Origin of the sequence: Agrobacterium tumefaciens (assembly GCF_013318015.2) — a bacterium.
GTDB classification, from domain to species: Bacteria; Pseudomonadota; Alphaproteobacteria; order Rhizobiales; family Rhizobiaceae; genus Agrobacterium; species Agrobacterium tumefaciens.
Map to the genome: position 1 here is coordinate 736,170 of NZ_CP115841.1, position 22,204 is coordinate 758,373.

Annotated in this window: 24 protein-coding genes; 14 read left to right on the top strand and 10 right to left on the bottom strand. The window is 59.7% G+C overall.

The genetic code is table 11. The features are described from left to right. Positions 1–76: 76 nt before the first annotated feature. The 3 genes from G6L97_RS03700 (at position 77) to G6L97_RS03710 (ending at position 2,030) form a co-directional block, all read left to right on the top strand. On the top strand, positions 77–934 hold the full coding sequence (locus tag G6L97_RS03700; protein ID WP_162686627.1) for an AraC family transcriptional regulator: 858 nt from the start codon (positions 77–79) through the stop codon (positions 932–934). Between the two features lie 92 nt (positions 935–1,026). Beyond that, positions 1,027–1,731: an AzlC family ABC transporter permease gene (locus tag G6L97_RS03705; RefSeq protein ID WP_111783180.1), complete on the top strand. Its 705-nt coding sequence runs from the start codon at positions 1,027–1,029 to the stop codon at positions 1,729–1,731. Beyond that, positions 1,728–2,030: an AzlD family protein gene (locus G6L97_RS03710; RefSeq protein WP_003512357.1), complete on the top strand. Its 303-nt coding sequence runs from the start codon at positions 1,728–1,730 to the stop codon at positions 2,028–2,030. The genes G6L97_RS03705 and G6L97_RS03710 overlap by 4 nt, the downstream gene beginning before the upstream one ends. Before the next feature lie 91 nt (positions 2,031–2,121). Here the strand turns inward: G6L97_RS03710 and G6L97_RS03715 are convergent, their stop codons facing one another. Beyond that, a complete protein-coding gene (locus G6L97_RS03715) occupies positions 2,122–3,618 on the bottom strand; it encodes a replicative DNA helicase (RefSeq protein WP_003512358.1) in 1,497 nt (498 codons plus the stop codon). 57 nt (positions 3,619–3,675) lie between these two features. Between G6L97_RS03715 and G6L97_RS03720 the strand changes: the two genes are divergently transcribed. From G6L97_RS03720 to G6L97_RS03735, 4 genes are read left to right on the top strand one after another with little or no spacing between them, the layout of a single operon-like run. Beyond that, a complete protein-coding gene (locus G6L97_RS03720; protein WP_127966030.1) occupies positions 3,676–3,888 on the top strand; it encodes a hypothetical protein in 213 nt (70 codons plus the stop codon). A 40-nt stretch (positions 3,889–3,928) separates the two neighbouring features. Further along, positions 3,929–4,384: a MarR family winged helix-turn-helix transcriptional regulator gene (locus G6L97_RS03725; protein ID WP_003512359.1), complete on the top strand. Its 456-nt coding sequence runs from the start codon at positions 3,929–3,931 to the stop codon at positions 4,382–4,384. Next, on the top strand, positions 4,381–6,081 hold the full coding sequence (locus G6L97_RS03730; protein ID WP_162632957.1) for an MFS transporter: 1,701 nt from the start codon (positions 4,381–4,383) through the stop codon (positions 6,079–6,081). The genes G6L97_RS03725 and G6L97_RS03730 overlap by 4 nt, the downstream gene beginning before the upstream one ends. Positions 6,082–6,099: 18 nt before the next feature. Beyond that, complete coding sequence (locus tag G6L97_RS03735; RefSeq protein WP_003512361.1) at positions 6,100–7,167, top strand: HlyD family secretion protein; 1,068 nt, start codon at positions 6,100–6,102, stop codon at positions 7,165–7,167. Between the two features lie 269 nt (positions 7,168–7,436). Here the strand turns inward: G6L97_RS03735 and rplI are convergent, their stop codons facing one another. From rplI to G6L97_RS03760, 5 genes are all read right to left on the bottom strand, one after another. Then, positions 7,437–8,012: a 50S ribosomal protein L9 gene (gene rplI / locus G6L97_RS03740; protein WP_003512362.1), complete on the bottom strand. Its 576-nt coding sequence runs from the start codon at positions 8,010–8,012 to the stop codon at positions 7,437–7,439. A 14-nt stretch (positions 8,013–8,026) separates the two neighbouring features. Further along, positions 8,027–9,001, bottom strand: coding sequence for a YybS family protein (locus G6L97_RS03745; RefSeq protein WP_111783179.1), 975 nt, complete (start codon positions 8,999–9,001; stop codon positions 8,027–8,029). A gap of 188 nt (positions 9,002–9,189) precedes the next feature. Beyond that, positions 9,190–9,438: a 30S ribosomal protein S18 gene (gene rpsR, locus G6L97_RS03750; protein ID WP_003496832.1), complete on the bottom strand. Its 249-nt coding sequence runs from the start codon at positions 9,436–9,438 to the stop codon at positions 9,190–9,192. A 13-nt stretch (positions 9,439–9,451) separates the two neighbouring features. After that, entirely contained in the window at positions 9,452–9,913 is a 462-nt protein-coding gene (gene rpsF, locus G6L97_RS03755) for a 30S ribosomal protein S6 (RefSeq protein ID WP_003512373.1), read from the bottom strand. Positions 9,914–10,204: 291 nt separating this feature from the next. Next, positions 10,205–11,248: an aldo/keto reductase gene (locus G6L97_RS03760; protein WP_111783327.1), complete on the bottom strand. Its 1,044-nt coding sequence runs from the start codon at positions 11,246–11,248 to the stop codon at positions 10,205–10,207. Positions 11,249–11,470: 222 nt separating this feature from the next. Between G6L97_RS03760 and fabD the strand changes: the two genes are divergently transcribed. From fabD to gmk, 7 genes are all read left to right on the top strand, one after another. Next, positions 11,471–12,415 carry an ACP S-malonyltransferase gene (gene fabD / locus G6L97_RS03765; protein ID WP_111783178.1) on the top strand — a complete coding sequence of 315 codons (945 nt, stop codon included), beginning with the start codon at positions 11,471–11,473 and terminating at the stop codon, positions 12,413–12,415. Between the two features lie 99 nt (positions 12,416–12,514). Beyond that, positions 12,515–13,252 carry a 3-oxoacyl-[acyl-carrier-protein] reductase gene (gene fabG, locus G6L97_RS03770; RefSeq protein WP_003512379.1) on the top strand — a complete coding sequence of 246 codons (738 nt, stop codon included), beginning with the start codon at positions 12,515–12,517 and terminating at the stop codon, positions 13,250–13,252. Between the two features lie 350 nt (positions 13,253–13,602). Next, positions 13,603–13,839, top strand: a complete 237-nt coding sequence (locus tag G6L97_RS03775) for an acyl carrier protein (RefSeq protein ID WP_003502080.1) — start codon at positions 13,603–13,605, stop codon at positions 13,837–13,839. Positions 13,840–14,085: 246 nt separating this feature from the next. Further along, positions 14,086–15,348 (top strand): beta-ketoacyl-ACP synthase II, encoded by a 1,263-nt coding sequence (gene fabF, locus G6L97_RS03780; RefSeq protein WP_111783326.1) that lies wholly within the window; start codon positions 14,086–14,088, stop codon positions 15,346–15,348. A gap of 365 nt (positions 15,349–15,713) precedes the next feature. After that, complete coding sequence (gene mltG, locus G6L97_RS03785) at positions 15,714–16,934, top strand: endolytic transglycosylase MltG (RefSeq protein ID WP_003512383.1); 1,221 nt, start codon at positions 15,714–15,716, stop codon at positions 16,932–16,934. Between the two features lie 68 nt (positions 16,935–17,002). Beyond that, positions 17,003–17,890, top strand: a complete 888-nt coding sequence (locus tag G6L97_RS03790) for a YicC/YloC family endoribonuclease (protein ID WP_065688184.1) — start codon at positions 17,003–17,005, stop codon at positions 17,888–17,890. A gap of 4 nt (positions 17,891–17,894) precedes the next feature. Next, complete coding sequence (gene gmk / locus G6L97_RS03795; RefSeq protein ID WP_003512388.1) at positions 17,895–18,557, top strand: guanylate kinase; 663 nt, start codon at positions 17,895–17,897, stop codon at positions 18,555–18,557. A gap of 27 nt (positions 18,558–18,584) precedes the next feature. Here the strand turns inward: gmk and G6L97_RS03800 are convergent, their stop codons facing one another. From G6L97_RS03800 to G6L97_RS03815, 4 genes are read right to left on the bottom strand one after another with little or no spacing between them, the layout of a single operon-like run. Then, positions 18,585–19,199 (bottom strand): alpha/beta hydrolase, encoded by a 615-nt coding sequence (locus G6L97_RS03800; protein WP_111783177.1) that lies wholly within the window; start codon positions 19,197–19,199, stop codon positions 18,585–18,587. Between the two features lie 56 nt (positions 19,200–19,255). Next, on the bottom strand, positions 19,256–20,086 hold the full coding sequence (gene rsmA / locus G6L97_RS03805; RefSeq protein WP_111783176.1) for a 16S rRNA (adenine(1518)-N(6)/adenine(1519)-N(6))-dimethyltransferase RsmA: 831 nt from the start codon (positions 20,084–20,086) through the stop codon (positions 19,256–19,258). Then, positions 20,086–21,108, bottom strand: coding sequence for a 4-hydroxythreonine-4-phosphate dehydrogenase PdxA (gene pdxA / locus G6L97_RS03810; RefSeq protein ID WP_111783175.1), 1,023 nt, complete (start codon positions 21,106–21,108; stop codon positions 20,086–20,088). The genes rsmA and pdxA overlap by 1 nt, the downstream gene beginning before the upstream one ends. 19 nt (positions 21,109–21,127) lie before the next feature. After that, positions 21,128–22,075, bottom strand: a complete 948-nt coding sequence (locus tag G6L97_RS03815) for a SurA N-terminal domain-containing protein (RefSeq protein ID WP_065661158.1) — start codon at positions 22,073–22,075, stop codon at positions 21,128–21,130. Between the last annotated feature and the right edge of the window lie 129 nt (positions 22,076–22,204).

The following is a 22,204-nucleotide window of genomic DNA, read 5'->3' on the forward strand; positions in this document are numbered from 1 at the left end:
CGGTTGATTTGGAACCGGTTCGGACCCTAGCACTTTTGTTCAAGACGGTAATGACCGATTGGTTTAAAGTCGTTCTATGCACAATGTTTCGCAGGAACAGGCCATAGACGTCATGCCGGTTGCAGCGACGGAAACGACGCGTTTCTGGCGCGACCCACGTTTTAGCGGCATGGAATGTCTGAGCGCGACGTTCCTGACACATGAATATTCGCCGCACGCGCATGATACCTTCTCGATCGGCGCGATCGAAAGCGGCTCGCAGATTTCCACCATTCAGGGCACCAGGGAACAGACCGGGCCGGGGCATCTCTATCTCATCAATCCGGACGAGATTCACGATGGTGCGCCGGGTGGCGGCGGTTATCGTTATCGGATGATCTATCCCGACGCATCGCTGCTGCGTGATATTATCGAGGATGTGACGGGCAGGGCTTTCCACGGAATGCCGTCCTTTCCAAGGTTTCTCCCGCGTGATCCGCAGATGGCCGCCGCTTTTCAGATGGCGCATCGCAGGCTGGAGGCCAAGTCCGGCGCTCTTGAGGCAGACGAGGGCATGTTCTCGGTTCTGGCGGCACTGTTCGGCAGGCATGGCAGCGCCATTATCCTGGCCGTTGAAACCCGCGAGAAGACGGCGGTCCATACCGCCCGCGACTATCTCTCCGATAATTACGAGACCGATATCGGCCTTGAGGAATTGGCGTCCATCGCTGGTCTCAGCCGCGCGCATCTCATCCGGGCCTTCCGCAAGGAGTTCCACATCACCCCGCATGCCTATCTGACGGATGTGCGCATAAGGCGCGCGCGCCGTCTTCTGCGTTCCGGCGAAATGCCGGCCGAGGTGGCTGCGCTGTGCGGTTTTGCCGATCAGGCGCATTTTACGCGGCATTTCAAGGCGCGCACCGGCGTCACGCCGGGACAATTTCGGACGGCGTGATTTTGGTGGCCATTCCGAAGCGCAACGTCACTTTCATTCAAGACTGGAAAAACTTGCAGGCGTAATCGCATGTCTCTGAAAAGGAGAATGCAATGTCCGTGCTGGAAAAACGTGCAGAGCTTGGCGCAGGCCTGAGAGCTGCGGCACCCCTGCTGGTCGCCATGGTGCCGATCGGCGCCGTGTTCGGTGCAGTCGCGGTCGGCAAGGGATTGTCGCCGCTGGAAGCCTCGCTGATGTCGATTCTCGTCTTTGCAGGTGGCTCGCAATTCGTCGGCCTGGATCTGTGGACCCATCCGGCAAGCTGGAGCGCGCTCGGTTTTGCCGCGCTGCTGGTCAATCTTCGCCATGTGCTGATGAGCGCTTCCATCGCTGGCAAGCTCGATGATTTTACCGGCTGGCGAAAATATGCGGCCATGCTGGTGCTGACGGACGAATCCTGGGCGCTATCGGAATTCAGGGCAGTTGCCGGCAGGCTGACGGCCGCATTTTTCACCGGCGCTGCGCTGCCAATCTACCTCGTCTGGAACATCGCCACGCTCACGGGCGCGCTTTTAGGCTCGGTGATGGGCGACATGACGGTCATCGGTCTGGACTTCGCTTTTCCGGCCGTGTTCATCGTGCTGCTGATGGGGTTCTGGAAGGGCAGGGAAACGGGCCTGGTGCTGCTGGCAAGCGCTGCCGCCGCCTTTGTCACGCACGCGCTGGTCCCAGGCGCCTGGTACATAGCCGCCGGTGCGCTTGCGGGGCTTTCCGTCGCAGCCTTCGGCTGCGAGGACGAGGCGGAGCAGCCTGCATGACGCTTGATACGAACACCCTGCTGGCGATCCTCGCCATGATGGCGGCCACCGTCGCTACGCGTCTTGGGGGTCTGCTGCTGGTCAACCATTTCACCCTGACGCCGCGTCTGAAAAAAGCGCTCGGCGTGGTTCCGCCTGCGGTCTTGATGGCTGTGGTGACGCCAACGGCATTCTCAAGCGGAATGGCGGAAACAATCGCCTGCGCGGTGACGGCAGTCGCGGCACTCCGCCTCAGCCTGCTCCCAGCCGCAACGCTCGGCGTCGTCACCGTGGCGCTTTTGCGCGGAATCGGATTGTGAGGCAATCCCGCCAAAGTTCTGAAAAGATTCCTCAGTTTCGATTTAGAGCAGGCAGGGCGAAACGCTGACCCGGTTCCGCCCTCGGTTTAGATCAATGCTCTTCGTACTGGCTGAAGCTCGGGTCGGCCAGATCCGCGAAGCGGGTGAATTCGGACTGGAAGGCGAGTTTCACCGTGCCGGTGGGGCCGTGACGCTGCTTGGCGATGATGACGTCCGCGGTGCCTTTCACCTTGTCGAACAGGGCCTCCCACTCGGCATATTTCGGATCGGAAATATCGCGCGGCTCCATGTTCTTGACGTAATACTCTTCACGGAACACGAACAGCACCACGTCGGCGTCCTGCTCGATCGAGCCCGATTCACGCAGGTCGGAAAGCTGCGGGCGCTTGTCTTCACGGCTTTCCACCGCACGGGAGAGCTGTGAAAGCGCGATGATGGGAACATTGAGTTCCTTGCCGAGCGCCTTAAGGCCCGTGGTGATCTGGGTGATTTCCTGCACGCGGTTCTCACCGCTTTTGCCGGCGCCGGTCATCAGCTGAATATAGTCGACCACCAGGACGTCAAGACCACGCTGGCGCTTCAGTCGACGTGCACGGGCGGAAAGCTGGGCGATGGAGATACCACCGGTCTGGTCGATGTAAAGCGGCACCTTCTGCATCATCTGGGAGCAGGCGACGAGCTTCTCGAAATCGGCCTCGGTAATGTCACCGCGGCGGATTTTCGAGGAAGACACTTCCGTCTGCTCTGAAATGATACGGGTTGCCAGCTGTTCGGACGACATTTCGAGCGAGTAGAAGCCGACGACGCCGCCGTTTTTCGCCTTGAACGAACCATCAGGCTGTACTTCCTGATCGTAGGTCGCGGCGATGTTATAGGCGATGTTGGTGGCAAGCGAGGTCTTGCCCATACCCGGACGACCGGCAAGTACGATAAGGTCGGAACGCTGCAGGCCGCCCATGCGGGCGTCGAGCGAGTGGATGCCGGTGGAAATGCCGGAAAGATTGCCGTCACGCTCGAAGGCGGCGCCCGCCATGTCGATCGCCAGCGCCACCGCATCGTTGAACGACTGGAAGCCGCCATCGTAGCGACCGGTTTCCGCCAGTTCGAACAGGCGGCGCTCGGTGTCTTCGATCTGCGCCTGCGGCGGCATGTCCAGCGGCGCATCATAGGCGATGTTGACGACATCCTCGCCGATCTGGATCAGCGCGCGGCGCAGCGCCAGATCATAGATCGCCCGACCGTAATCTTCCGCATTGATGATCGAAACGGCTTCTGCCGCCAGACGCGCCAGATATTGCGCCACCGTCAGGTCGCCGACCTTGTCGTCTGCGGGCAGGAAGGTCTTGATGGTCACCGGATTGGCGGTCTTGCCCATGCGGATGATGTCGCCCGCCACTTCGAAAATCTTGCGGTGCAGCGGTTCGTAAAGATGCACGGGCTTCAAGAAGTCCGACACGCGGTAATAGGCGTCGTTGTTAACGAGGATGGCGCCCAGCAGCGCCTGTTCGGCCTCGATATTGTTCGGCGCCTCGCGGTAATGCGGTTCCGCCGGTTGCGCGGGGGTGATCTTTCTCACAGCGTCGTTCATGGTTTGCACGATCTCCCTTTGCCTTGCCACTACACTTCGGGTTTGGCTTCCTTGGCCATGGCAGTCAATGATATTGTTGCAACACTCTATGGCAGCCTGACGTCCTGTCTGCGAAGCTGGATCACATCTTCAGTTGTCCCCAGCAATCCACAGGCGGGTGGGGACAAGGTGCGGGAAATTCCCGGCAACGTGATTCGCTGCCATGAGTTTATCGCATGGCAGACCCGACGTGAAAGAAACTTGAAAATCGGCAGGCTTCCAAATAAATAGGCAGAAAATAAGTAGTGTGCTAATTATAAGGCTTGCTGACATGTCCCGCGAAACCGACAAGGAACAGCTTCTGGACGAGGTGTCCGCCTTCACCCGCAAGCTGCGCGCATTTTTTGACGCGCGGGTAGGGGAAAGCGGCCTGACTCTGGCGCGTGCGCGTGCGCTTTTCGCGCTGTCGCGACGTGGGCCGCTGACCCAGACGGAGCTTGCCGAGGAAATGGAAATCGAAACGCCGACGCTGGTGCGCGTGCTTGACGGCATGGAGAAACAGAACCTCATCGAGCGCCGCTCCGACGAAACCGACCGCCGTGCCAAACGCATCCACATGACGGAGGAGGGCGAGAAAACCTCCGAAACGGTGCAGGCGGTGGCAAAATCGCTCCGTTCTGAAATCGCCGCCGATGTTTCCTCGCAGGATCTGGCGATGGCGCTGGATGTCATGCGCAGGCTTTCGGCCAATCTGCAAAATCTGGCAAGCGGGAGGGCGCAATCGTGAGTACCGTGGTGCCGCAAACGGCAGATGAGACCGCCTCTGAAAATGCCGACGTGACGGTAAAGCCGGCGGGCGCGCCGGAATCTGCTGCTGCGGCCGCCGCGCCGCAACCGGTGGAGCGGCCAGTGTGGCTGCGGCTGTGTTTCATCTTCGCGGGCCTGGCGTTCTTCATCACCCAAGGATTGGGCATGAACCTCGTCATGGCCAATCTATACCAGTTGCAGGGCGAATTTTCCGCCACGGTGGCCGAGGTCGCCTGGCTTTCCGCCGCCTATATGGCCCCCTATGCCACGTTTTCCATCGCGCTGTTCAAGGTGCGAACGCAATATGGCCTGCGGCCCTTTGCCGAACTTTCGATCATCGTCTTCGTCGTCGCCTCATGCCTCAACCTGTTCGTGACAGATTTGCATTCGGCGATCGTCATCCGCTTCCTCAGCGGCATGGCGGCGGCACCTCTTTCTTCGCTCGGCTTTCTCTACATTCTGGAGGCCTTTCCGCCGGCACGGAAATTCTCGCTGGGCTTCAGCATCGCGCTCACCGGAACCTTGCTGTCTGCACCGCTCGCGCGCATCGTCTCGCCTTCCTTGCTGCAAATCGGCGGCTGGAATGCCCTCTACACGATGGAAATGGGCTTCGCGCTGATCTCGCTCGCCTTGATCTACCTGTTGAAAGTCACGCCGCCGCCGCGGGCGAAAGTCATCGAGCGCACGGATATTCTGAGCTACCTTCTGTTTGCGGGTGGCCTTGGCTGTCTTGCGGTCATGCTCACGCTTGGCCGGTTTTACTGGTGGTTCGAAACATGGTGGCTGGGCGTGCTTCTGGCCACGTCGATCACGCTTCTCACGCTGATGGTCGTCATCGAGTTGCCGCGCAAGAACCCGCTGCTTGACCTGCGCTGGATTTTTTCGAAAACCAACCTGCATGTCATAGCGGTCCTTCTCATCTACCGTGCAGTTTCCTCCGAGCAATCCTCGACGGCGGTGAGTTTCTACCAGCAGCTTGGCCTTTTGAACGACCAGACGATCACGCTTTATGCTCTGGTGCTTTTGGCGACGGTTCTCGGCGGTGCGGCCTGTGCTTGGCTGATGCTGACGAAATATGTCGATACCGCTCATGTGATTGCGCTTACCCTGATTGCGGCCGGCGCTTTTCTGGACAGCCAGTCCAACAATCTGACGCGGCCAGCGCAGATGTATCTGAGCCAGATGATGATCGCCTTCGGTGCGGCCATGTTCCTGCCGCCCGTTATGGCAAAGGGGTTCGCTGCCGCACTTGCGCGCGGAGCGCCCTATCTGGTGAATTTCATCACCATCTTCCTGTTCACCCAGATCACCGGATCGATGTTGATGACCGGGCTGCTCGGCAGTTTCGTGACGCTGCGCGAAAAATTCCATTCCAATATTCTGGTGGAAAATATCCTGCTCACCAACCCATTGGTCGCCCAGCGCGTGTCGCAACTTTCCGGCGCCTACAGCCACGTCATCACCGATCCGGCGCTGCTGAAGGCCGAGGGGCTTTCCCTCCTTGGCCAGCAGGTTACCAAGGAAGCCTATGTGCTCGCCTATAACGATACGTTCCTGTTGATTTCCACCGTTGCGGCGCTGGCGCTCATGGCGCTTTTGCTCCACCTTGCATGGCTGCGCATCCGTCCCCGCTTTTTCCGGGACAATGTCGATGCCGCGCCGGCGCCACAGTCTTGAACCTCCAAGAGTGATAATATGCTGAAGAAGATTTTTACCCCCGTTTCCATTCTCGTTCTGCTCGGTGGCCTCGCCGGCGTCGCGCTGGTGCTCTATGCATGGCGCCTGCCGCCATTCCTCTCAACCGTCGAAATGACCGACAACGCCTTCGTGCGTGGTTACGTGACGACGATGAGCCCGCAGGTGAGCGGTTATGTCGTGGATGTGCCGGTGAAGGACTATCAGGAGGTCAAACAGGGTACGTTGCTGGCGAAGATCGACGACCGCATCTACCGCCAGAAGCAGGCGCAGGCGGGAGCCGCGCTGGATACGCAAAAAGCGGCACTGGACAATTCCCGCCAGCAGGAAAACGCCGCCAACGCCAATATCCGTTCCAGCGAGGCGGCTGTCGATAGCGCGCAGGCATCTCTGAAACAGGCGCAACTGGCATCAGACCGTCAGGACAACCTCATCAAAAGCGGTGCCGGCACCTCCAGCCTGCAGGAAGAGGCGCATGCCGCGCTTGAAAAGGCGAGGGCATCGCTCTCGCAGGCGAAAGCGGCACTTGAGGTCTCGCGCCAGGATTTGCAGACGATCATCGTTAACCGCAGTTCCCTGCAGGCCGCTGTCGCCAATGCCGAGGCTGCGGTCGAACTCGCCAGGATCGATCTCGACAATACCGAAATTCACGCGCCGGTGGACGGCAGGCTCGGCGAAATCGGCGTGCGCACCGGTCAGTATGTGACGGCCGGAACGCAGTTGATGGCGGTTGTGCCGCATGATGTCTGGGTCATCGCCAATTTCAAGGAAACCCAGCTCGCGGGCATGCAGGTCGGCCAGCCGGTGACGATCTCGGTGGATGCCCTGCATCGCCGCAAGCTCAACGGCCGCGTCGAGCGGTTCTCGCCCGCCACGGGATCGGAATTCGCTGTCATCAAGCCCGACAATGCCACCGGCAATTTCGTGAAGATCGCCCAGCGTCTCGGCGTGCGCATCGCAATTGACGCCGATCAGCCGCTGGCAGCGGATCTGTCGCCGGGCATGTCGGTGGTCGTGCATGTGGACAAGAGCGTGGCGCCTGAGGGGGCGGAGACGGCGGCGAGGTAGTCTGGCTATTGGAGTTATGCCGAGAGGCGCCCCCTCTGTCCTGCCGGACATCTCCCCCACAAGGGTGGAGATCAAATTGTGGCTTGCGCTCGACAACCTCAACGTTGCGGCTATTAGCGATGTGGGATCGCCCTGCTGATCTCCCTCCTTGTGGGGGAGATGCCCGGCAGGGCAGAGGGGGGTAACCTCTCCACACACTCCAGTCACAAAACCAAAAAAACCCCGGATGTCGCCATCCGGGGTTTTCCTTATGACCACAAGGCCAAATCTTATTCGTCGTCGTCGTTGCCGTCAGCTTCCGGATCGAAGAAGTCTTCCGGACGCAGGGCGTCTTCGTCAACGCCGTAGATGGCGTCGGCGGAGGTGAGGCTTTCGCCCTTGGACTGACGCTCGGCTTCTTCGGCAGAACGGGCAACGTTCAGCTCGACCTGAAGCTCGACTTCGGCGTGCAGGTGCAGGGTAACGTTGTGCAGGCCGATGGTCTTGATCGGCGTGTTCAGTTCAACCTGGTTGCGGCCGATGTTGAAGCCTTCGGCGCCGAGGATTTCAACGACGTCGCGAGCAGCAACAGAACCGTAAAGCTGACCGGTTTCGCCAGCCGAGCGAACGACGATGAAGGACTTGCCTTCGAGTGCTTCGGCAACCTTCTGGGCTTCCGACTTGCGCTCGAGGTTACGGGCTTCAAGCGTTGCGCGCTCGGTTTCGAAACGGGTCTTGTTGGCGGCGTTGGCGCGCAGCGCCTTGCCCTGCGGCAGCAGGAAGTTACGTGCGTAACCGTCGCGAACCTTTACGGTTTCGCCCATCTGGCCGAGCTTGTTGATGCGTTCGAGAAGAATAACGTCCATCTTCTTGATCCTTTCTATGTGTTGGTTTCGTTCGTATTGTCAGTTTTCCGCGTTGGGGTGAGGGAGATCGTGCTGCGCACGTCGCTCAATCCCAAAACGAGAATGATAAGCAGCGGGAAGACAAAGACCGCCGAGAGATAGGCGAGGATGAGAACCGGCAGACGCCAGTCCTTTCCACGCGCGCGTTTGTGCAGCGAGGCGTAACCTGCCATCAGGAAGCCCGCGCCGAAGGTGCCGCAGACGACTGCGCCGACCATGGCGGCGACGCCACCGAAGAACATGGCGACGATGCCGCAGAGAAAAACGAAGATGGCGTTGCGGTGCATACGCAGTGCGGAAGGAATGTCCTCGCGTGGGCGAAGACCCTTGCCGAAGGAACCGACCAGCCGGGCCGCGAAATAATAGGCCGCAAACAAAAGGATGACCCACAGGCCGCCCTGAACGATCGGCAGCATCAGAACCAGCAGCGACTTCGTCTGCGCCAGTGCCTCGACATTGGGTTCGAACAGCGGTTCGCGGCTCTGCACGGAGGTCATCATCAGATCGACCATGCTCGCGACGAGATCGGGACCGTAACCGATCATCCAGCCGAGAATGACGACGGCAACCGAAACCAGAAGGCAGAGATGCAGGACGATGCCGGACAGCGGATACCAGGCAAGCAGGTCATCCGGGCCGCCGAGTTCCGAGGCCGGGCGCGCCAGATTGGCAAGATGCGAAAGCCAGCCCGCCGGGATCAGCGTGAAGATCGCAATGGTCAGCGAGAAAAGCGGCGATATGACGAGCGCGCCGATGATAGCCGTGGTGATGATCGCAACGACGGCTGCGCGATTGCCCCAGCCCATGCCGGCGATGAAGATGGGCATGGCGGAACCGGCGTAAAGCAGGAAGGAAAAGGACGACTGTGCCGTTGCGCCAAGCGTTAGAAACGCGGCGCATATGCCGGCGAGAACGCCGGTGATCAGCACTGTCTGGTTCAACTTTTGCACTTCGCTGTCCTGCTGGAAACTTGAGCAGTTAGAGGACCGGTCCAATCAGGATCGTCGTCCCCAACATGGGTTTTATGGTATCGATCCGCGCCCAACGCGGAAGGATTTGAACTCGCAACCTACTGATTAAAAGTCAGTTGCATCGTGGAAGACGAGGCCGCGCCAAAGCGCGGCCTCGTTTCAAATCATTACGCTACGACGTAAGGCAGCAGGCCGAGGAAACGGGCGCGCTTGATCGCCTGGGCGAGTTCGCGCTGCTTCTTCTGGGAAACGGCCGTGATGCGGGAAGGAACGATCTTGCCGCGCTCGGAAATGTAGCGCTGCAGGAGACGAACGTCCTTGTAGTCGATCTTCGGAGCGTTTGCGCCGGAGAAGGGGCACGTCTTGCGACGGCGGTGGAACGGGCGGCGTGCCTGGGAAGAGGATGTATCAGCCATTGGTCAATTCTCCTTATGCACGGTCTTCGCGCGGACGGCGCGGACGGTCTTCGCGGTCGCCGAAGCCACCTTCGCGCGGTGCGCGGGGACCACGATCTTCACGCGGGCCACGATCCGGACGGTCGCCATCGCGGCGCGGACGGTCGTCACGGTCGCGCTTCTGCATCATCGCGGACGGGCCTTCTTCGTGGGCTTCGACGGCGATGGTCATGTAGCGAAGAACGTCTTCGTTGATGCGCATCTGGCGCTCGATTTCGTGGATCGCAGGCGCCGGAGCGTCAATGTCCATGAGAGCGTAGTGAGCCTTGCGGTTCTTCTTGATGCGGTAGGTGAGGGACTTCAGACCCCAGTTCTCGACGCGTCCGACTTTACCGCCGAACGATTCGATAACGCCCTTGTACTGCTCGACAAGTGCGTCGACCTGCTGGGCAGAAATATCCTGCCGGGCAAGGAAGATGTGTTCGTAAAGAGCCATTTAAGCTTTGCCTTTCTTGCGTTTCGTCCTTCACCCGGCAACGGCGCTAAGCCTCAACGACTGCTCCTGGTTAGGCTGCGAAGCCTTAAAGCAAGAAAAGCGTTGTTCGAGACGGTCGAGAGCGGAGACACGGGAGGCCGGAAAAACCTTATGGTTCCTGCTGTTTCGTTACCGAAACCAGCCCTCCGTTCAGCCACCAGCCAATTGGACCGGGTGTTGTGAACAGCGCGCTTATACCCATTTTTGCCCGGAATGCAAGGACCGGAGGCGAAAAAGCGCGCTGCGCTGTCGTCAGATCGGCATCGGATATTGCCGATGGATCGCCGCAATACCCTTCAGCACCTCTTCCGATAGCGCCACATCGGCTGCTGCGATATCCACCTTCAGCTGCTCCATGGTCGTTGCGCCGATGATGGCGGAGGCCATGAAGGGGCGTGTCAGGCAGAACGCGATGGCGAGCTGGGCCGGATCGATGCCGTGTTGTGCGGCTAGCTCAAGATAGGCCTTGACCGGCGCTTCCTGATGCGGCTGCAGGCGACCGCCGAGGTCCTTGTTGATGGTGCCGCGCGAGCCCGCAGGGCGTGCGCCGTTCTGATACTTGCCGGTGAGCAGCCCCGCCGCCAGCGGCGAGTAGGCCAGCAGGCCGACATCTTCGTGATGCGCGACTTCCGCCATGTCGAGATCGAAGCTGCGATAGAGCAGGTTATATTCGTTCTGGATGGTTGCGACGCGCGGCAGGCCACGGGCCTCGGCAATATCGATATATTTCTGTGTACCCCATGCGCTTTCGTTGGAAAGGCCGATAGCGCGGATCTTGCCGGCCTTTACCAGCTCGCCGAGCGTGTCGAGCTTTTCGGTTATCTCGGCAAGCGTGCGCTCCTTTTCCTGACCGGAAGCATCAAAGCTCCAGGCGCCGCGGAAGTGATAGGTGCCACGGTTCGGCCAGTGGATCTGATAGAGGTCGATGTAATCCGTTTTCAGGCGCGTGAGGCTGGTATCTACTGCCTCGCGGATGGCGCTCGCATCGATATCGCGCCCGCCGCGAATATAGTCACGCCCGGAACCGGCGACCTTGGTGGCGAGCACGACCTGGTCACGCTTGCCGGTCTTTTCGAACCATGTGCCGATATAGTCTTCCGTCCGTCCCTGCGTTTCGGCGGAAACGGGGGTGGTGGGGTAAAGCTCGGCAGTATCGAAGAAATTGACGCCGTTCTCCAGCGCGTAATCCATCTGCGCATGCGCTTCGGCTTCAGTGTTCTGCGTGCCCCACGTCATTGTGCCAAGGCAAATTTCGGACACGGAAATGCCCGTGCGGCCCAATAGTCTCTGTTTCATGGAAATGTCCCGGTGCTTGGCCAGATATTTGAAAGGTGGCATGAAAGTAATGGGGAATTGCCGCAGTGCAAGAAAAAATATGATGAAAAGAAAGGGGAAAATAGATCGGCAAAACCGCGTCGATGGGGTGCCGACGGGCTTCAAGCCTTGACTCCGCAGGCCGGAATGTGAATGGAAGTCGAAAAGAATAAAGGCAAGGCCAGACAAGAAGGACCACATCCCATGGGTATTGCATTCACATTTCCCGGTCAGGGAAGCCAGGCCATCGGCATGGGCAAGGAACTAGCCGATACCTATCCGGAAGCACGGGCTGTGTTCCAGGAGGTCGATGATGCGCTCGGCCAGAAGCTTTCCGACATCATGTGGAATGGCCCGGAAGAAACGCTGACGCTTACAGCCAACGCCCAGCCGGCTCTCATGGCGGTGTCCATGGCGGTCATGCGAGTTCTGGAAGCGCGGGGCCTGAAGCTCTCCGACGCCGTCTCTTATGTCGCTGGCCATTCGCTCGGTGAATATTCCGCGCTCTGTGCTGCCGGCACCTTCTCGATTGCCGATACCGCACGGCTTCTCCGCATCCGCGGCAATGCCATGCAGGCTGCCGTGCCGGTGGGCGAGGGCGCGATGGCAGCGATCATCGGGCTGGAGCACGATGCTGTTTCGGCAATCTGTGAAGAGGCTTCCATTCTCGGCGTCTGCCAGATCGCCAACGACAATGGCGGCGGCCAGCTGGTCATCTCCGGCGGCAAGGCGGCTGTCGAGAAGGCGGCTGCGATCGCTTCCGAAAAGGGCGCCAAGCGCGCCATCATGCTGCCGGTTTCCGCGCCCTTCCACTCCGCGCTGATGGCGCCGGCGGCGGAAGCCATGCGCGAGGCGCTGGCGGCTGTCGAAAAGAATAACCCGGTCGTGCCTGTTATCGCCAATGTGCGTGCCGCCCCCGTTTCCGACGCCAATGAGATCGCCGCTTTGCTGGTCGAGCAGGTGACGGGCCAGGTGCGCTGGCGCGAGACGGTGGAATGGTTCGCCGCCAACAATGTGACGCAGCTTTACGAGATCGGCTCGGGCAAGGTGCTGACGGGTCTTGCCCGTCGCATCGACAAGACGGTGAACGGCGTTGCCGTCAACGGCGCTGCCGATATCGACCAGCTTCTCGCCACTCTTATCGGTTGAGACGGGCTTCGCCCCGCATCGGCTTTTTGTTTTACGGTAATTCCCGATGCGATTTCGCTAAAAGGCTTTTGCGGAATTGCTCTAAAGAAGGAACGGAACATGTTTGATCTGACAGGCCGCAAGGCTCTCGTAACCGGCGCGACCGGCGGCATTGGCGAGGAAATCGCCCGCCTTCTGCACAGCCAGGGCGCAACCGTCGGCTTGCACGGCACGCGCGTTGAAAAGCTCGAAGCCCTGGCGGCGGAACTTGGCGACCGCGTCAAGATTTTCCCGGCCAACCTTGCCGATCGTGCCGAGGTCAAGGCGCTGGGCGAAAAGGCCGAGGCCGAGCTGGAAGGCGTCGACATTCTTGTCAACAATGCCGGGATTACCAAGGACGGCCTGTTCGTGCGTATGAGCGACGAGGACTGGGACAACGTCATCGAGGTGAACCTGACCGCGATGTTCCGCCTGACGCGTGAACTGACGCATCCGATGATGCGCCGCCGTTTCGGCCGCATCATCAACATCACCTCCATCGTCGGCGTCACCGGCAATCCCGGCCAGGCGAACTATTGCGCCTCCAAGGCTGGCATGATCGGTTTTTCGAAGTCGCTGGCACAGGAAATCGCCACCCGCAACGTCACCGTCAACTGCGTGGCGCCCGGCTTCATCGAAAGCGCGATGACCGGCAAGCTGAACGACAAGCAGAAAGACGCCATCATGGGTGCCATTCCCATGAAGCGCATGGGAACGGGCGCCGAAGTCGCTTCGGCCGTACTTTATCTGGCTTCCAATGAAGCTGCTTACATGACCGGCCAGACCTTGCACGTCAATGGCGGCATGGCGATGATCTGACGCCACCTGAAAGGCGTCTTGAAACGATTGCGGCGCTGTTTCTGCACCTTGTTTGGTGTCGGGCGCCGCAAGACCCTCCATGCCGGTTTCCGGCGAAATTGCCTGTCATACGTTGTGCTTAGCGCGTTTTCAGGCTTTTCGACCGGTTGAAACCGTGTTAATCGGGCCAAGACTGTGAACAGTCGTCCCGGAGAGACAGGAAGCCGTTGCGATTTTGCGCGACGATGTCTAGCTTGGACCGGGTTGAACGGGTTTGCCAGCAGTGCCGGATTTGAACGGCGCATGAGGGCTTCTAACAGGGCAGGGTGCCGTAAGGCATTCCCTTCAAAATAAAGGTCGAGGAAACCGACATGAGCGATATCGCAGAACGCGTAAAGAAAATTGTAATTGATCATCTGGGCGTCGACGCCGACAAAGTTGTTGAAGGCGCAAGCTTCATTGACGATCTGGGCGCTGATTCGCTCGATACCGTTGAACTGGTCATGGCTTTCGAAGAAGAATTCGGCGTCGAGATCCCAGACGACGCAGCTGACTCGATCCTGACTGTTGGCGACGCTGTCAAGTTCATTGAGAAGGCCCAGGCCTGATCGACCTGTATTGGGGAGGTGTAACAACCTCCCGTCTTGGCCCGGCTTGTCCGGGCCAATATTTTATCGTGAAACAGAACGCGCCCGAAAGACGTGCGTCCTGACGAATGCATAAGTTTCCGAACCGGCTCCGGCCTGGGGAAGATTATGCGGACATTCAAAATGGTGCAGCGCATGTTCCCGCCATTCCATGGTGTGTGGCGTTGCAAAAAGACCGATGATTTGGATAAGGGCGGAGCGTTGGCGATGAGGCGTGTCGTTATCACCGGTACCGGCATGGTATCTCCTCTTGGATGCGGAACGGAAATCACCTGGGAACGGCTGCTTGCCGGCCAGAACGGTGCCCGTCTCGTGACTGAGTTCGAAGTCGAAGACTTGCCCGCAAAGATTGCCTGTCGCATTCCCGTCGGCGATGGCACCAACGGCACGTTCAATGCCGATGACTGGATGGAACTCAAAGAGCAGCGCAAGATCGATCCGTTCATCCTTTACGGTGTGGCCGCTGCCGACATGGCGCTTGCGGACGCCGGCTGGCATCCCGAAACGGACGAGGACCAGGTCGCCACGGGCGTTCTGATCGGCTCCGGCATCGGCGGTCTGGAAGGTATTGTCGAGGCGGGTTATACGCTGCGCGACAAAGGCCCCCGCCGCATTTCTCCATTTTTCATTCCCGGCCGTCTGATCAACCTGGTTTCCGGCCACGTCTCAATCCGTCACAAGCTGCGCGGTCCGAACCACGCCGTAGTGACGGCTTGCTCGACCGGTGCGCATGCCATCGGCGATGCTGCCCGGATGATTGCGTTCGGCGATGCCGAGGTCATGGTCGCAGGTGGCGCCGAATCGCCGGTCTGCCGCATCGCGCTTGCCGGCTTTGCGGCCTGCAAGGCGCTTTCCACCCAGCATAACGACGATCCGCAGAAGGCATCGCGTCCCTATGACCGCGACCGTGACGGTTTCGTCATGGGCGAAGGTGCCGGCATCGTCGTTCTGGAAGAGCTGGAACATGCCAAGGCCCGCGGCGCAAAGATTTATGCCGAAGTCGTAGGCTACGGCCTTTCCGGTGATGCCTATCACATCACCGCACCGTCGGAAGATGGCGATGGCGCCTACCGCTGCATGGCGATGGCGCTGAAGCGCGCCGGCCTCACGCCTGACGATATCGACTACATCAACGCCCACGGCACCTCCACCATGGCCGATACGATCGAGCTTGGCGCGGTCGAGCGGCTGGTTGGTGACGCGGCGTCGAAGATTTCCATGTCTTCCACAAAGTCGGCCACCGGCCATCTTCTCGGAGCAGCTGGCGCTATCGAGGCGATTTTCGCCACGCTTGCGATCCGCGACAACATCGTTCCGCCGACGCTGAACCTCGACAATCCCGACGTGGAGACGAAGATCGATCTGGTGCCGCACAAGGCGCGCAAGAGGCAGGTCAACGTCGCCTTGTCGAACTCCTTCGGGTTTGGCGGCACCAACGCCTCCCTCGTACTGCGTCGCTACGAAGCGTAAATCACGACGAGAACCCGGCGCCGCAAACCGCCTAAAGCGGTGCGGCTCCCTCCCGCCGGGTGCCTGAGAGCGCTCTTGTTTGAAGAACGCATTGCGGCTTGCGAAAGCCATTTCGATTTTCGCGCCGATATTGTAGTCGTTTACGGAAGACGGTTTGCCGGTTTCGGAATGATTTCCTGCTGCGGGTGAATTTCCCGCCGCAGATGGCTTTCCTTGACCGGCTTTGCCGGAAACGACGATTCGTGAAGGAGGACAATGAGGTCTTCACGATGTCTCTATGTGGTGCAGGAAGGCATTCCGAACCTGTTTTTGCCGCATTACCTGCGCAAAAAGCGCTGACAACGCCGAACTGAAAAGGACCGACGGTGAGCGACACGAACCAGAACAGCCAGGGACCATACGGACGAGACGGCGCGGGTGAGGGCAATCGCGGCCCGATCATCCCGAAATCCCCAACCGAAGCGCTTCGGCCGGAAAAAGTGCCGGCTCCACCGAAGCGCTCCCGCAAGGCCCATGGCCAGCTGGTGATCTTCCTGAATTTTCTGATGACGCTTGCGGTTGCCGTCTGTGTGCTTGCTGTCGCAGCCTTCTATTACATGATCAATGCGTTCCAGGAGCCCGGTCCGCTTCAGACGAACACACATTTCACGGTTCGCAACGGCGCAGGCCTCATCGAGATCGCCAATAATCTCGAGCGCAATGACGTCGTATCCAATGCCCGTGTCTTCCGCCTGATGACGGGCAGCTACCTGCAAAAGGACCAGACGCTGAAGGCGGGCGAATACGAAATCAAGGCCGGCGCATCGATGAAGGATATCATGATGCTCTTGGAGTCGGGCAAATCGATCCTTTATTCCGTATCATTGCCGGAAGGTCTGACCGTCAAGCAGATGTTCGCGCGGCTTGCCGCCGACGAGGTGCTGGATGGCGAATTGCCCGCCACCCTGCCGCCGGAAGGCAGCCTTCGCCCCGATACCTATCGCTTTACCCGTGGTACGAAGCGTGAGGAAATCATCAACCAGATGAGTGCGGCGCAGGAGAAGCTGATCGACATGATCTGGGAACGTCGTGACCCAGACCTGCCGATCAAGACGGTCGAGGAATTCGTGACGCTCGCCTCGATCGTGGAAAAGGAAACCGGCAAGGACGACGAGCGCGCCCATGTCGCTTCGGTGTTCTACAACCGGCTGAAGAAGGGCATGCGCCTGCAATCCGACCCGACGATCATCTACGGTCTCTTCGGCGGCGATGGCAAACCGTCCGACCGTCCGATCTACCAGTCGGACCTGCAAAAGCAGACGCCCTTCAATACCTATGTCATCAAGGGCCTGCCACCGTCTCCCATCGCCAATCCGGGCCGGGCCGCACTCGAGGCGGTTGCCAACCCGTGGCGCACCGATGACATCTACTTTGTTGCCGATGGCACCGGCGGCCATGTGTTTGCGAAGACGCTGGACGAACATAACGCCAATGTGCGCCGCTGGCGCAAGATCGAGGCCGAAAAAGCGGCTTCCGGCGCCAATCCCGATGTTGTCGTGGATGGTCAGCCCGGCGGCACCGAGGCGGAAAAACCGGCCAATAACTGATAGTTCTGACCGGGCCTTGTCATCGCAAGGCCCGGTTTTTTGCACGGCATGATGGGGGCTTTCTGAATATGACATTGCAATCGATGACCGGGTTCGCGCGCAGCGAAGGAACCTCCGGCCGTTACCGCTGGGCGTGGGAATTGCGCTCGGTGAACGGCAAGGGGCTCGATGTGCGCCTGCGCCTGCCAAACGGTCTGGAAGCGCTGGAAACGGGCCTGCGGGAAATCGCGGCACAGCATCTTTCCCGTGGCAATATTCAGGCGGGATTGACGCTGGCGATTGCGGAAAATCGGCTGGAGGCGGTGATCAACCGCGATGCTCTTGCCGCAGTTCTCGCTCTCAAGAAAGAATTGGGCGACGTCGTCGACGACAAGCCGCTGAGCTTCGATACGCTGCTGTCGCTGCGCGGGCTCGTCGATTTTCGCGAGGCGGAAGATGATGCCGAGGCGCAGGCCGCGCGCAACGCCGACGTGCTTGCGGGCTTTGCCGCCGCCGTCGAGAAGCTGAAGGACATGCGCGAGCGGGAAGGGGCGTCCCTGTTTGCCATCCTGTCCGGGCAGATTGACAGGATCGAGCAACTCGTGAACCTCATCGAAAACGATCCTTCCCGCCAGCCGGAACAGATCGCTGCAAGGCTTGCCCAGCAGATTGCCCTGATTGGCGATGGCATGCACGGGCTCGATCGCGACCGTCTGCACGCCGAGGCCGCACTGATCGCTACCAAGGCGGATCTGCGCGAAGAGGTCGACCGGCTACACGCACATGTCCAGGCATCGCGCGAACTTTTGGCTCATGGCGGGCCAGTTGGCCGCAAGCTCGATTTTCTTGCACAGGAATTTAACCGCGAGTCGAATACAATCTGTTCCAAATCGAACGCCAGTGCGGTAACCGCAGCAGGCATAGAGCTGAAAGTGGTTATCGACCAGTTCCGCGAGCAGGTCCAAAATCTGGAGTAGACCCATGGTTCCGGTGAACAATTCCCCTGTTACGATTGCCCGCAGAGGGCTGATGCTGGTGATTTCATCGCCATCGGGCGCTGGTAAATCCACGATAGCGCGCAACCTGCTCGACAAGGACAAGAACATTAGCCTGTCCGTCAGCGTGACGACGCGCCCGCGCCGCCAGAGCGAGATTGAAGGCATCCACTACCACTTCATCTCCAAGCGCGACTTCGAGCGCCTGCGTGACAGCGATGAGCTTCTGGAATGGGCCGAGGTTCATGGCAATTTCTACGGCACGCCGCGCGAGCCGGTGGAAGTCGCGATGGCGGCCGGACGCGACATGCTGTTCGACATCGACTGGCAGGGCGCCGAACAGCTTCAGGACAAGATGAAGGCCGACGTCGTGTCGATCTTCATCCTGCCGCCAACCATGACCGAGCTGCAATCGCGCCTGCACCGCCGCGCCGAAGACACCGAAGCGGTGATCCAGACCCGGCTTCTCAATTCCCGCGCCGAGATCGAGCACTGGCGCGATTACGACTACGTCATCCTCAACGACGACCTGCAGGCGGCCTTCGAGGCCGTAGAAGCGATAGTCAAGGCCGAACGTGTGCGCCGCGACCGCCGCCACGGCATGTTCGATTTCGTGCGCGGACTGCTTGCGGAAGAACCGCAGCTCTGATTTGGCAGTTAAAGCGGCGTGTTATCTCTAATGCTGACGTAGCCATTGCCGGGACAGGCGCTCGTCTGCCGCGTCTGTTGCCCAGCCGTGGCCTGTGTCGAGTGTCTCCAGTACCACATCCGCGCCCGCAATCGAAAATTGATCGGCCAAATGGGGCGCATCATCGCGATGCCGCCGCTCATCATGTGCACCTGCAAGCAGGAGCGCAGGATATCCGGTGAGCTTCGGAAAATGCTCGTTATTGCGGGGGGATAGTGGCCGAAGCAGAATGGCACCCCTCGACAGATGACGATTCTGGCAGATTGTTTCAGCCGCGATGATCGCACCGTTTGAATATCCCGCGAGAAAGGGTCTTTGCCCCGTCTGCTGATATACGAATTCGATAAACCGGCAAAGTCCGGCGGCTTGATGTTTCAGGTCGTCGATATCGAGTTGTCTGTCGGGCTTTCTGCGAAAAAACGCAAAGCCATTTTCCCATCGCACAATGCCTCTCGGAGCATACAGAATGCCGTTGGGAAAAACGGCGCGGCCAAACGAAGCGAGATCTTCCTCCGTTCTTCCCGAACCGTGTAGCAACACGACCGCGCAATCAGGCGATCCGACGGGCATGTGGAGCTTGTAGTGAAAACCGGCACTCTCCACGCGCTTGTCCTCTAATTCTGTCACCCGCGTTAGAAGTGCCGAAACGTCGCCTTCAATTAGAGGCAGTTCGCCAGCGTCACAAATTCCTCGACCGACAGCGTTTCAGCCCGTCGTGTCGCGTCAATGCCTGCCTTTTCCAGCAGAACTTCACCGCCAAGGCTTTTCACGCTCTGGCGCAGCATCTTGCGGCGTTGGCCGAAGGCGGCTTCTGTTACCTTTTCGAGCTTCGCGACATCGCAGGGCAGCGGCTTTTCCTTTGGCAGCAGATGCACGACCGTCGAGGTAACCTTAGGCGGTGGGCTGAAGGCCTGCGGCGGGACGTCGAAGGCCATTTCCGAAACCGTGCGCCAGCCGGCGAGAACGCCAAGGCGGCCGTAATGGTTGTCGCCTTCTTCTGCCACGATGCGCTGGCCGACTTCCTTCTGGAACATCAGCGTCATGGAGAGCCAGAAAGGCGGCCATTCTTTCGGCAGCAGCCAGTTGACCAGCAATTGCGTGCCGACATTGTAAGGCAGGTTGGCAATGATCCGCACCGGTTCGCCAGCGGGAACCAAAGCCTCGAAATCGGTCTTCAGCGCATCACCCTCGATGACATCAAGACGTCCGGGATAATGCGCTTCGATCTCCGCAAGTGCCGGCAGGCAGCGGCTGTCCCGCTCAATGGCGATAACCTTTTTGGCACCGAGCGATAGAATGGCGCGGGTGAGGCCACCAGGCCCTGGGCCAACCTCGATGACCGTCACGCCGTCAAGCGGCCCAGCGGTTCGGGCGATCTTCTGGGTGAGGTTGAGATCGAACAGGAAGTTCTGCCCGAGCGACTTCTTAGCGTCTAGCCCATGGCGCTGAATGACATCGCGTAGCGGCGGCAATCCGTCAATCGCGGCCATTATGCGCCGACCCGGCTGCGAAGAGAAATCTCCGCCGCCATCTTCAGCGCTGCGACAAGGCTCGTTTCGCTGGCAATGCCCTGGCCGGCGATGCCGAAGGCGGTGCCGTGGTCGGGCGAGGTCCGGATGAAGGGCAGGCCGAGCGTGACATTGACGGAATCGTCAAAGCCAAGCGCCTTGGCCGGGATAAGGGCCTGATCGTGATACATGCAGACGGCGACATCATAGCGCCTGCGGGCGGCATCGTGGAACATCGTATCGGCGGGCAGGGGACCGAAAGCGTCGATCCCGTCTTTCCTCAACCGTATGGTCGCAGGGTGAACCACATCGCGGTCCTCCGTGCCCAATGCCCCATCCTCGCCCGCATGTGGATTGAGACCGGCGACCGCCAGTCGTGGTGCTTCAATGCCGAATTTCTGCCGCAGATCAGCATCGATAATGCGGCAGGTCGTAACGATCAGCTCTTCCGTCAGCGCTGAAGGCACGTCTTTTACTGGGATATGGATCGTTACCGGCACGACGCGGACCTTGGGTCCGGCAATCATCATCACCGGCATCACCTGTTTGCCGGTCAGGCGCAAAGCCAGATCGGCGAGAAATTCCGTGTGACCGGGAAAACCGAAGCCTGCTTCGTAAAGCACGGATTTCGCAATCGGATTGGTGACGACGGCGGAGGCCTTGCCCTCGACCGTCAAGGCAACGGCGAGCTCGATCGCCTTGATCGTGGCATGAGCGGCTCCGACATGCGGCTGGCCGGCCTGAACCTCGAAACCGACGGGAAGAGGAAGAACGGGAAAAGCACGGTCGAACACGCCGACGGCATCCGCCGCTTCGCAGGTCTCGATATTGACCGGTATGCCAAGCAGCGCCGCACGACTCGCCACCACATCGGGATCGCCGATGAAGATGAAGGGAGCCACGCCGTTCTCCCGGCGCTTGGCCCAGGCGGCAACGGCGATATCAGGGCCGATACCGGCTGGATCTCCCTGAGTCAGGGCAAGCGGCAGGGATGCATGTGTCACGGAAAGGCCGGCTCTCGTATCAGGTGTTGACGATCTGCGCCTTCTTGCGCAGCTCATCCATATATTTCTTCTCGTTCGGGTTTTCGCCACCCTTGGCCTTCATCAGGTCTTCGGACTTGAACACCATTTCCGCTGCGTAATCGTCGGAAACCTGACGCTGCTTGCAGATTGCCAGATATTCGACGCCCTTTTCGGTCACACGTGTTCCTGTGGTGCCGCCTTCCTTGGTCTTTTCCACCAGAGGCTTCCACTCTTCCGGCAGTTCGGGCGCCAGAATCCGTCCAAGATCCTTGATCGCCACGTCCCGCATGGTGGCCGCGAAAGTCATGGCCTGGTCGCAGCCCGGATAACGCTTGCGCGAGGCTTCAGCCTCGGCCTTGCGCTTGCCAGTAATGGCATTACGCTTCGATTCCGGAATGACAAAGATCACCTGTTGCAGGAAATATTCCGTCGTTACCGGCTTGTCGCCGCGTTCCCTCAGGCGGGTGACGAGGTCCTGGTTAGACATCTTGCCACGCGCACCATAACGGGCGTTCACAAGGCGCGGCCAGCTCATCTGCACGGCGATGAAGGATTTGAAATGGTCCGCACCGACGCCGGCCTTGGCGAGGATCTGCGTCAGCTGTTGCGGGTTCATCTTGTTGTTGGCAGCAAAGCGCGCAAAAGCCGCATCGACCTCTTGGGTGCTGACGGACATTTTCACGCGACCGATTTCTTCGCGCTTCAGCGCCTCATCAACCAGCTGCTCGCGCGCTTTTTCGGCGAGATTGCCGGATTGACGCTGCAACTTCAGAAAGGCGACGCGCTTGGCAATATCATCATTGGTGATGGGGGTCTTGTTGACGACGATCTTGACCGTGCTGTCGGCGAAGGCCTGGCTGGCAAAGGGCGCAACGGCCATGGGAACGGCGAATATCGCAAAGGCGAAAGCAGCGCCACGCAAAGCCGTCTTTCCGAAATTCATCATATCCTTCTCCCTTTCGTCGGGCGGGGGTCTGTTTCCCCGTCCCGCCAATCTGTTCTGTCTGCCAATGGGGAATATTCCTTACCCCGGCTTTTCAGATCTGCACCTGTGCATCCGCACCGCGAATTTGCC

Coding starts and splice junctions, on each gene's coding strand:
- G6L97_RS03705 (WP_111783180.1), top strand. CDS start 1,027: ATGTCCGTGCTGGAAAAACGTGCAGAGCTTGGCGCAGGCCTGAGAGCT.
- gmk (WP_003512388.1), top strand. CDS start 17,895: ATGGTTCCGGTGAACAATTCCCCTGTTACGATTGCCCGCAGAGGGCTG.
- G6L97_RS03710 (WP_003512357.1), top strand. CDS start 1,728: ATGACGCTTGATACGAACACCCTGCTGGCGATCCTCGCCATGATGGCG.
- rpsF (WP_003512373.1), bottom strand. CDS start 9,913: ATGGCTCTTTACGAACACATCTTCCTTGCCCGGCAGGATATTTCTGCC.
- fabD (WP_111783178.1), top strand. CDS start 11,471: ATGGGTATTGCATTCACATTTCCCGGTCAGGGAAGCCAGGCCATCGGC.
- G6L97_RS03775 (WP_003502080.1), top strand. CDS start 13,603: ATGAGCGATATCGCAGAACGCGTAAAGAAAATTGTAATTGATCATCTG.
- G6L97_RS03725 (WP_003512359.1), top strand. CDS start 3,929: ATGTCCCGCGAAACCGACAAGGAACAGCTTCTGGACGAGGTGTCCGCC.
- fabF (WP_111783326.1), top strand. CDS start 14,086: ATGAGGCGTGTCGTTATCACCGGTACCGGCATGGTATCTCCTCTTGGA.
- G6L97_RS03760 (WP_111783327.1), bottom strand. CDS start 11,248: ATGAAACAGAGACTATTGGGCCGCACGGGCATTTCCGTGTCCGAAATT.
- G6L97_RS03700 (WP_162686627.1), top strand. CDS start 77: ATGCACAATGTTTCGCAGGAACAGGCCATAGACGTCATGCCGGTTGCA.
- rpsR (WP_003496832.1), bottom strand. CDS start 9,438: ATGGCTGATACATCCTCTTCCCAGGCACGCCGCCCGTTCCACCGCCGT.
- G6L97_RS03735 (WP_003512361.1), top strand. CDS start 6,100: ATGCTGAAGAAGATTTTTACCCCCGTTTCCATTCTCGTTCTGCTCGGT.
- rsmA (WP_111783176.1), bottom strand. CDS start 20,086: ATGGCCGCGATTGACGGATTGCCGCCGCTACGCGATGTCATTCAGCGC.
- fabG (WP_003512379.1), top strand. CDS start 12,515: ATGTTTGATCTGACAGGCCGCAAGGCTCTCGTAACCGGCGCGACCGGC.
- G6L97_RS03815 (WP_065661158.1), bottom strand. CDS start 22,075: ATGATGAATTTCGGAAAGACGGCTTTGCGTGGCGCTGCTTTCGCCTTT.
- G6L97_RS03720 (WP_127966030.1), top strand. CDS start 3,676: ATGGCAGTCAATGATATTGTTGCAACACTCTATGGCAGCCTGACGTCC.
- G6L97_RS03790 (WP_065688184.1), top strand. CDS start 17,003: ATGACATTGCAATCGATGACCGGGTTCGCGCGCAGCGAAGGAACCTCC.
- G6L97_RS03715 (WP_003512358.1), bottom strand. CDS start 3,618: ATGAACGACGCTGTGAGAAAGATCACCCCCGCGCAACCGGCGGAACCG.
- rplI (WP_003512362.1), bottom strand. CDS start 8,012: ATGGACGTTATTCTTCTCGAACGCATCAACAAGCTCGGCCAGATGGGC.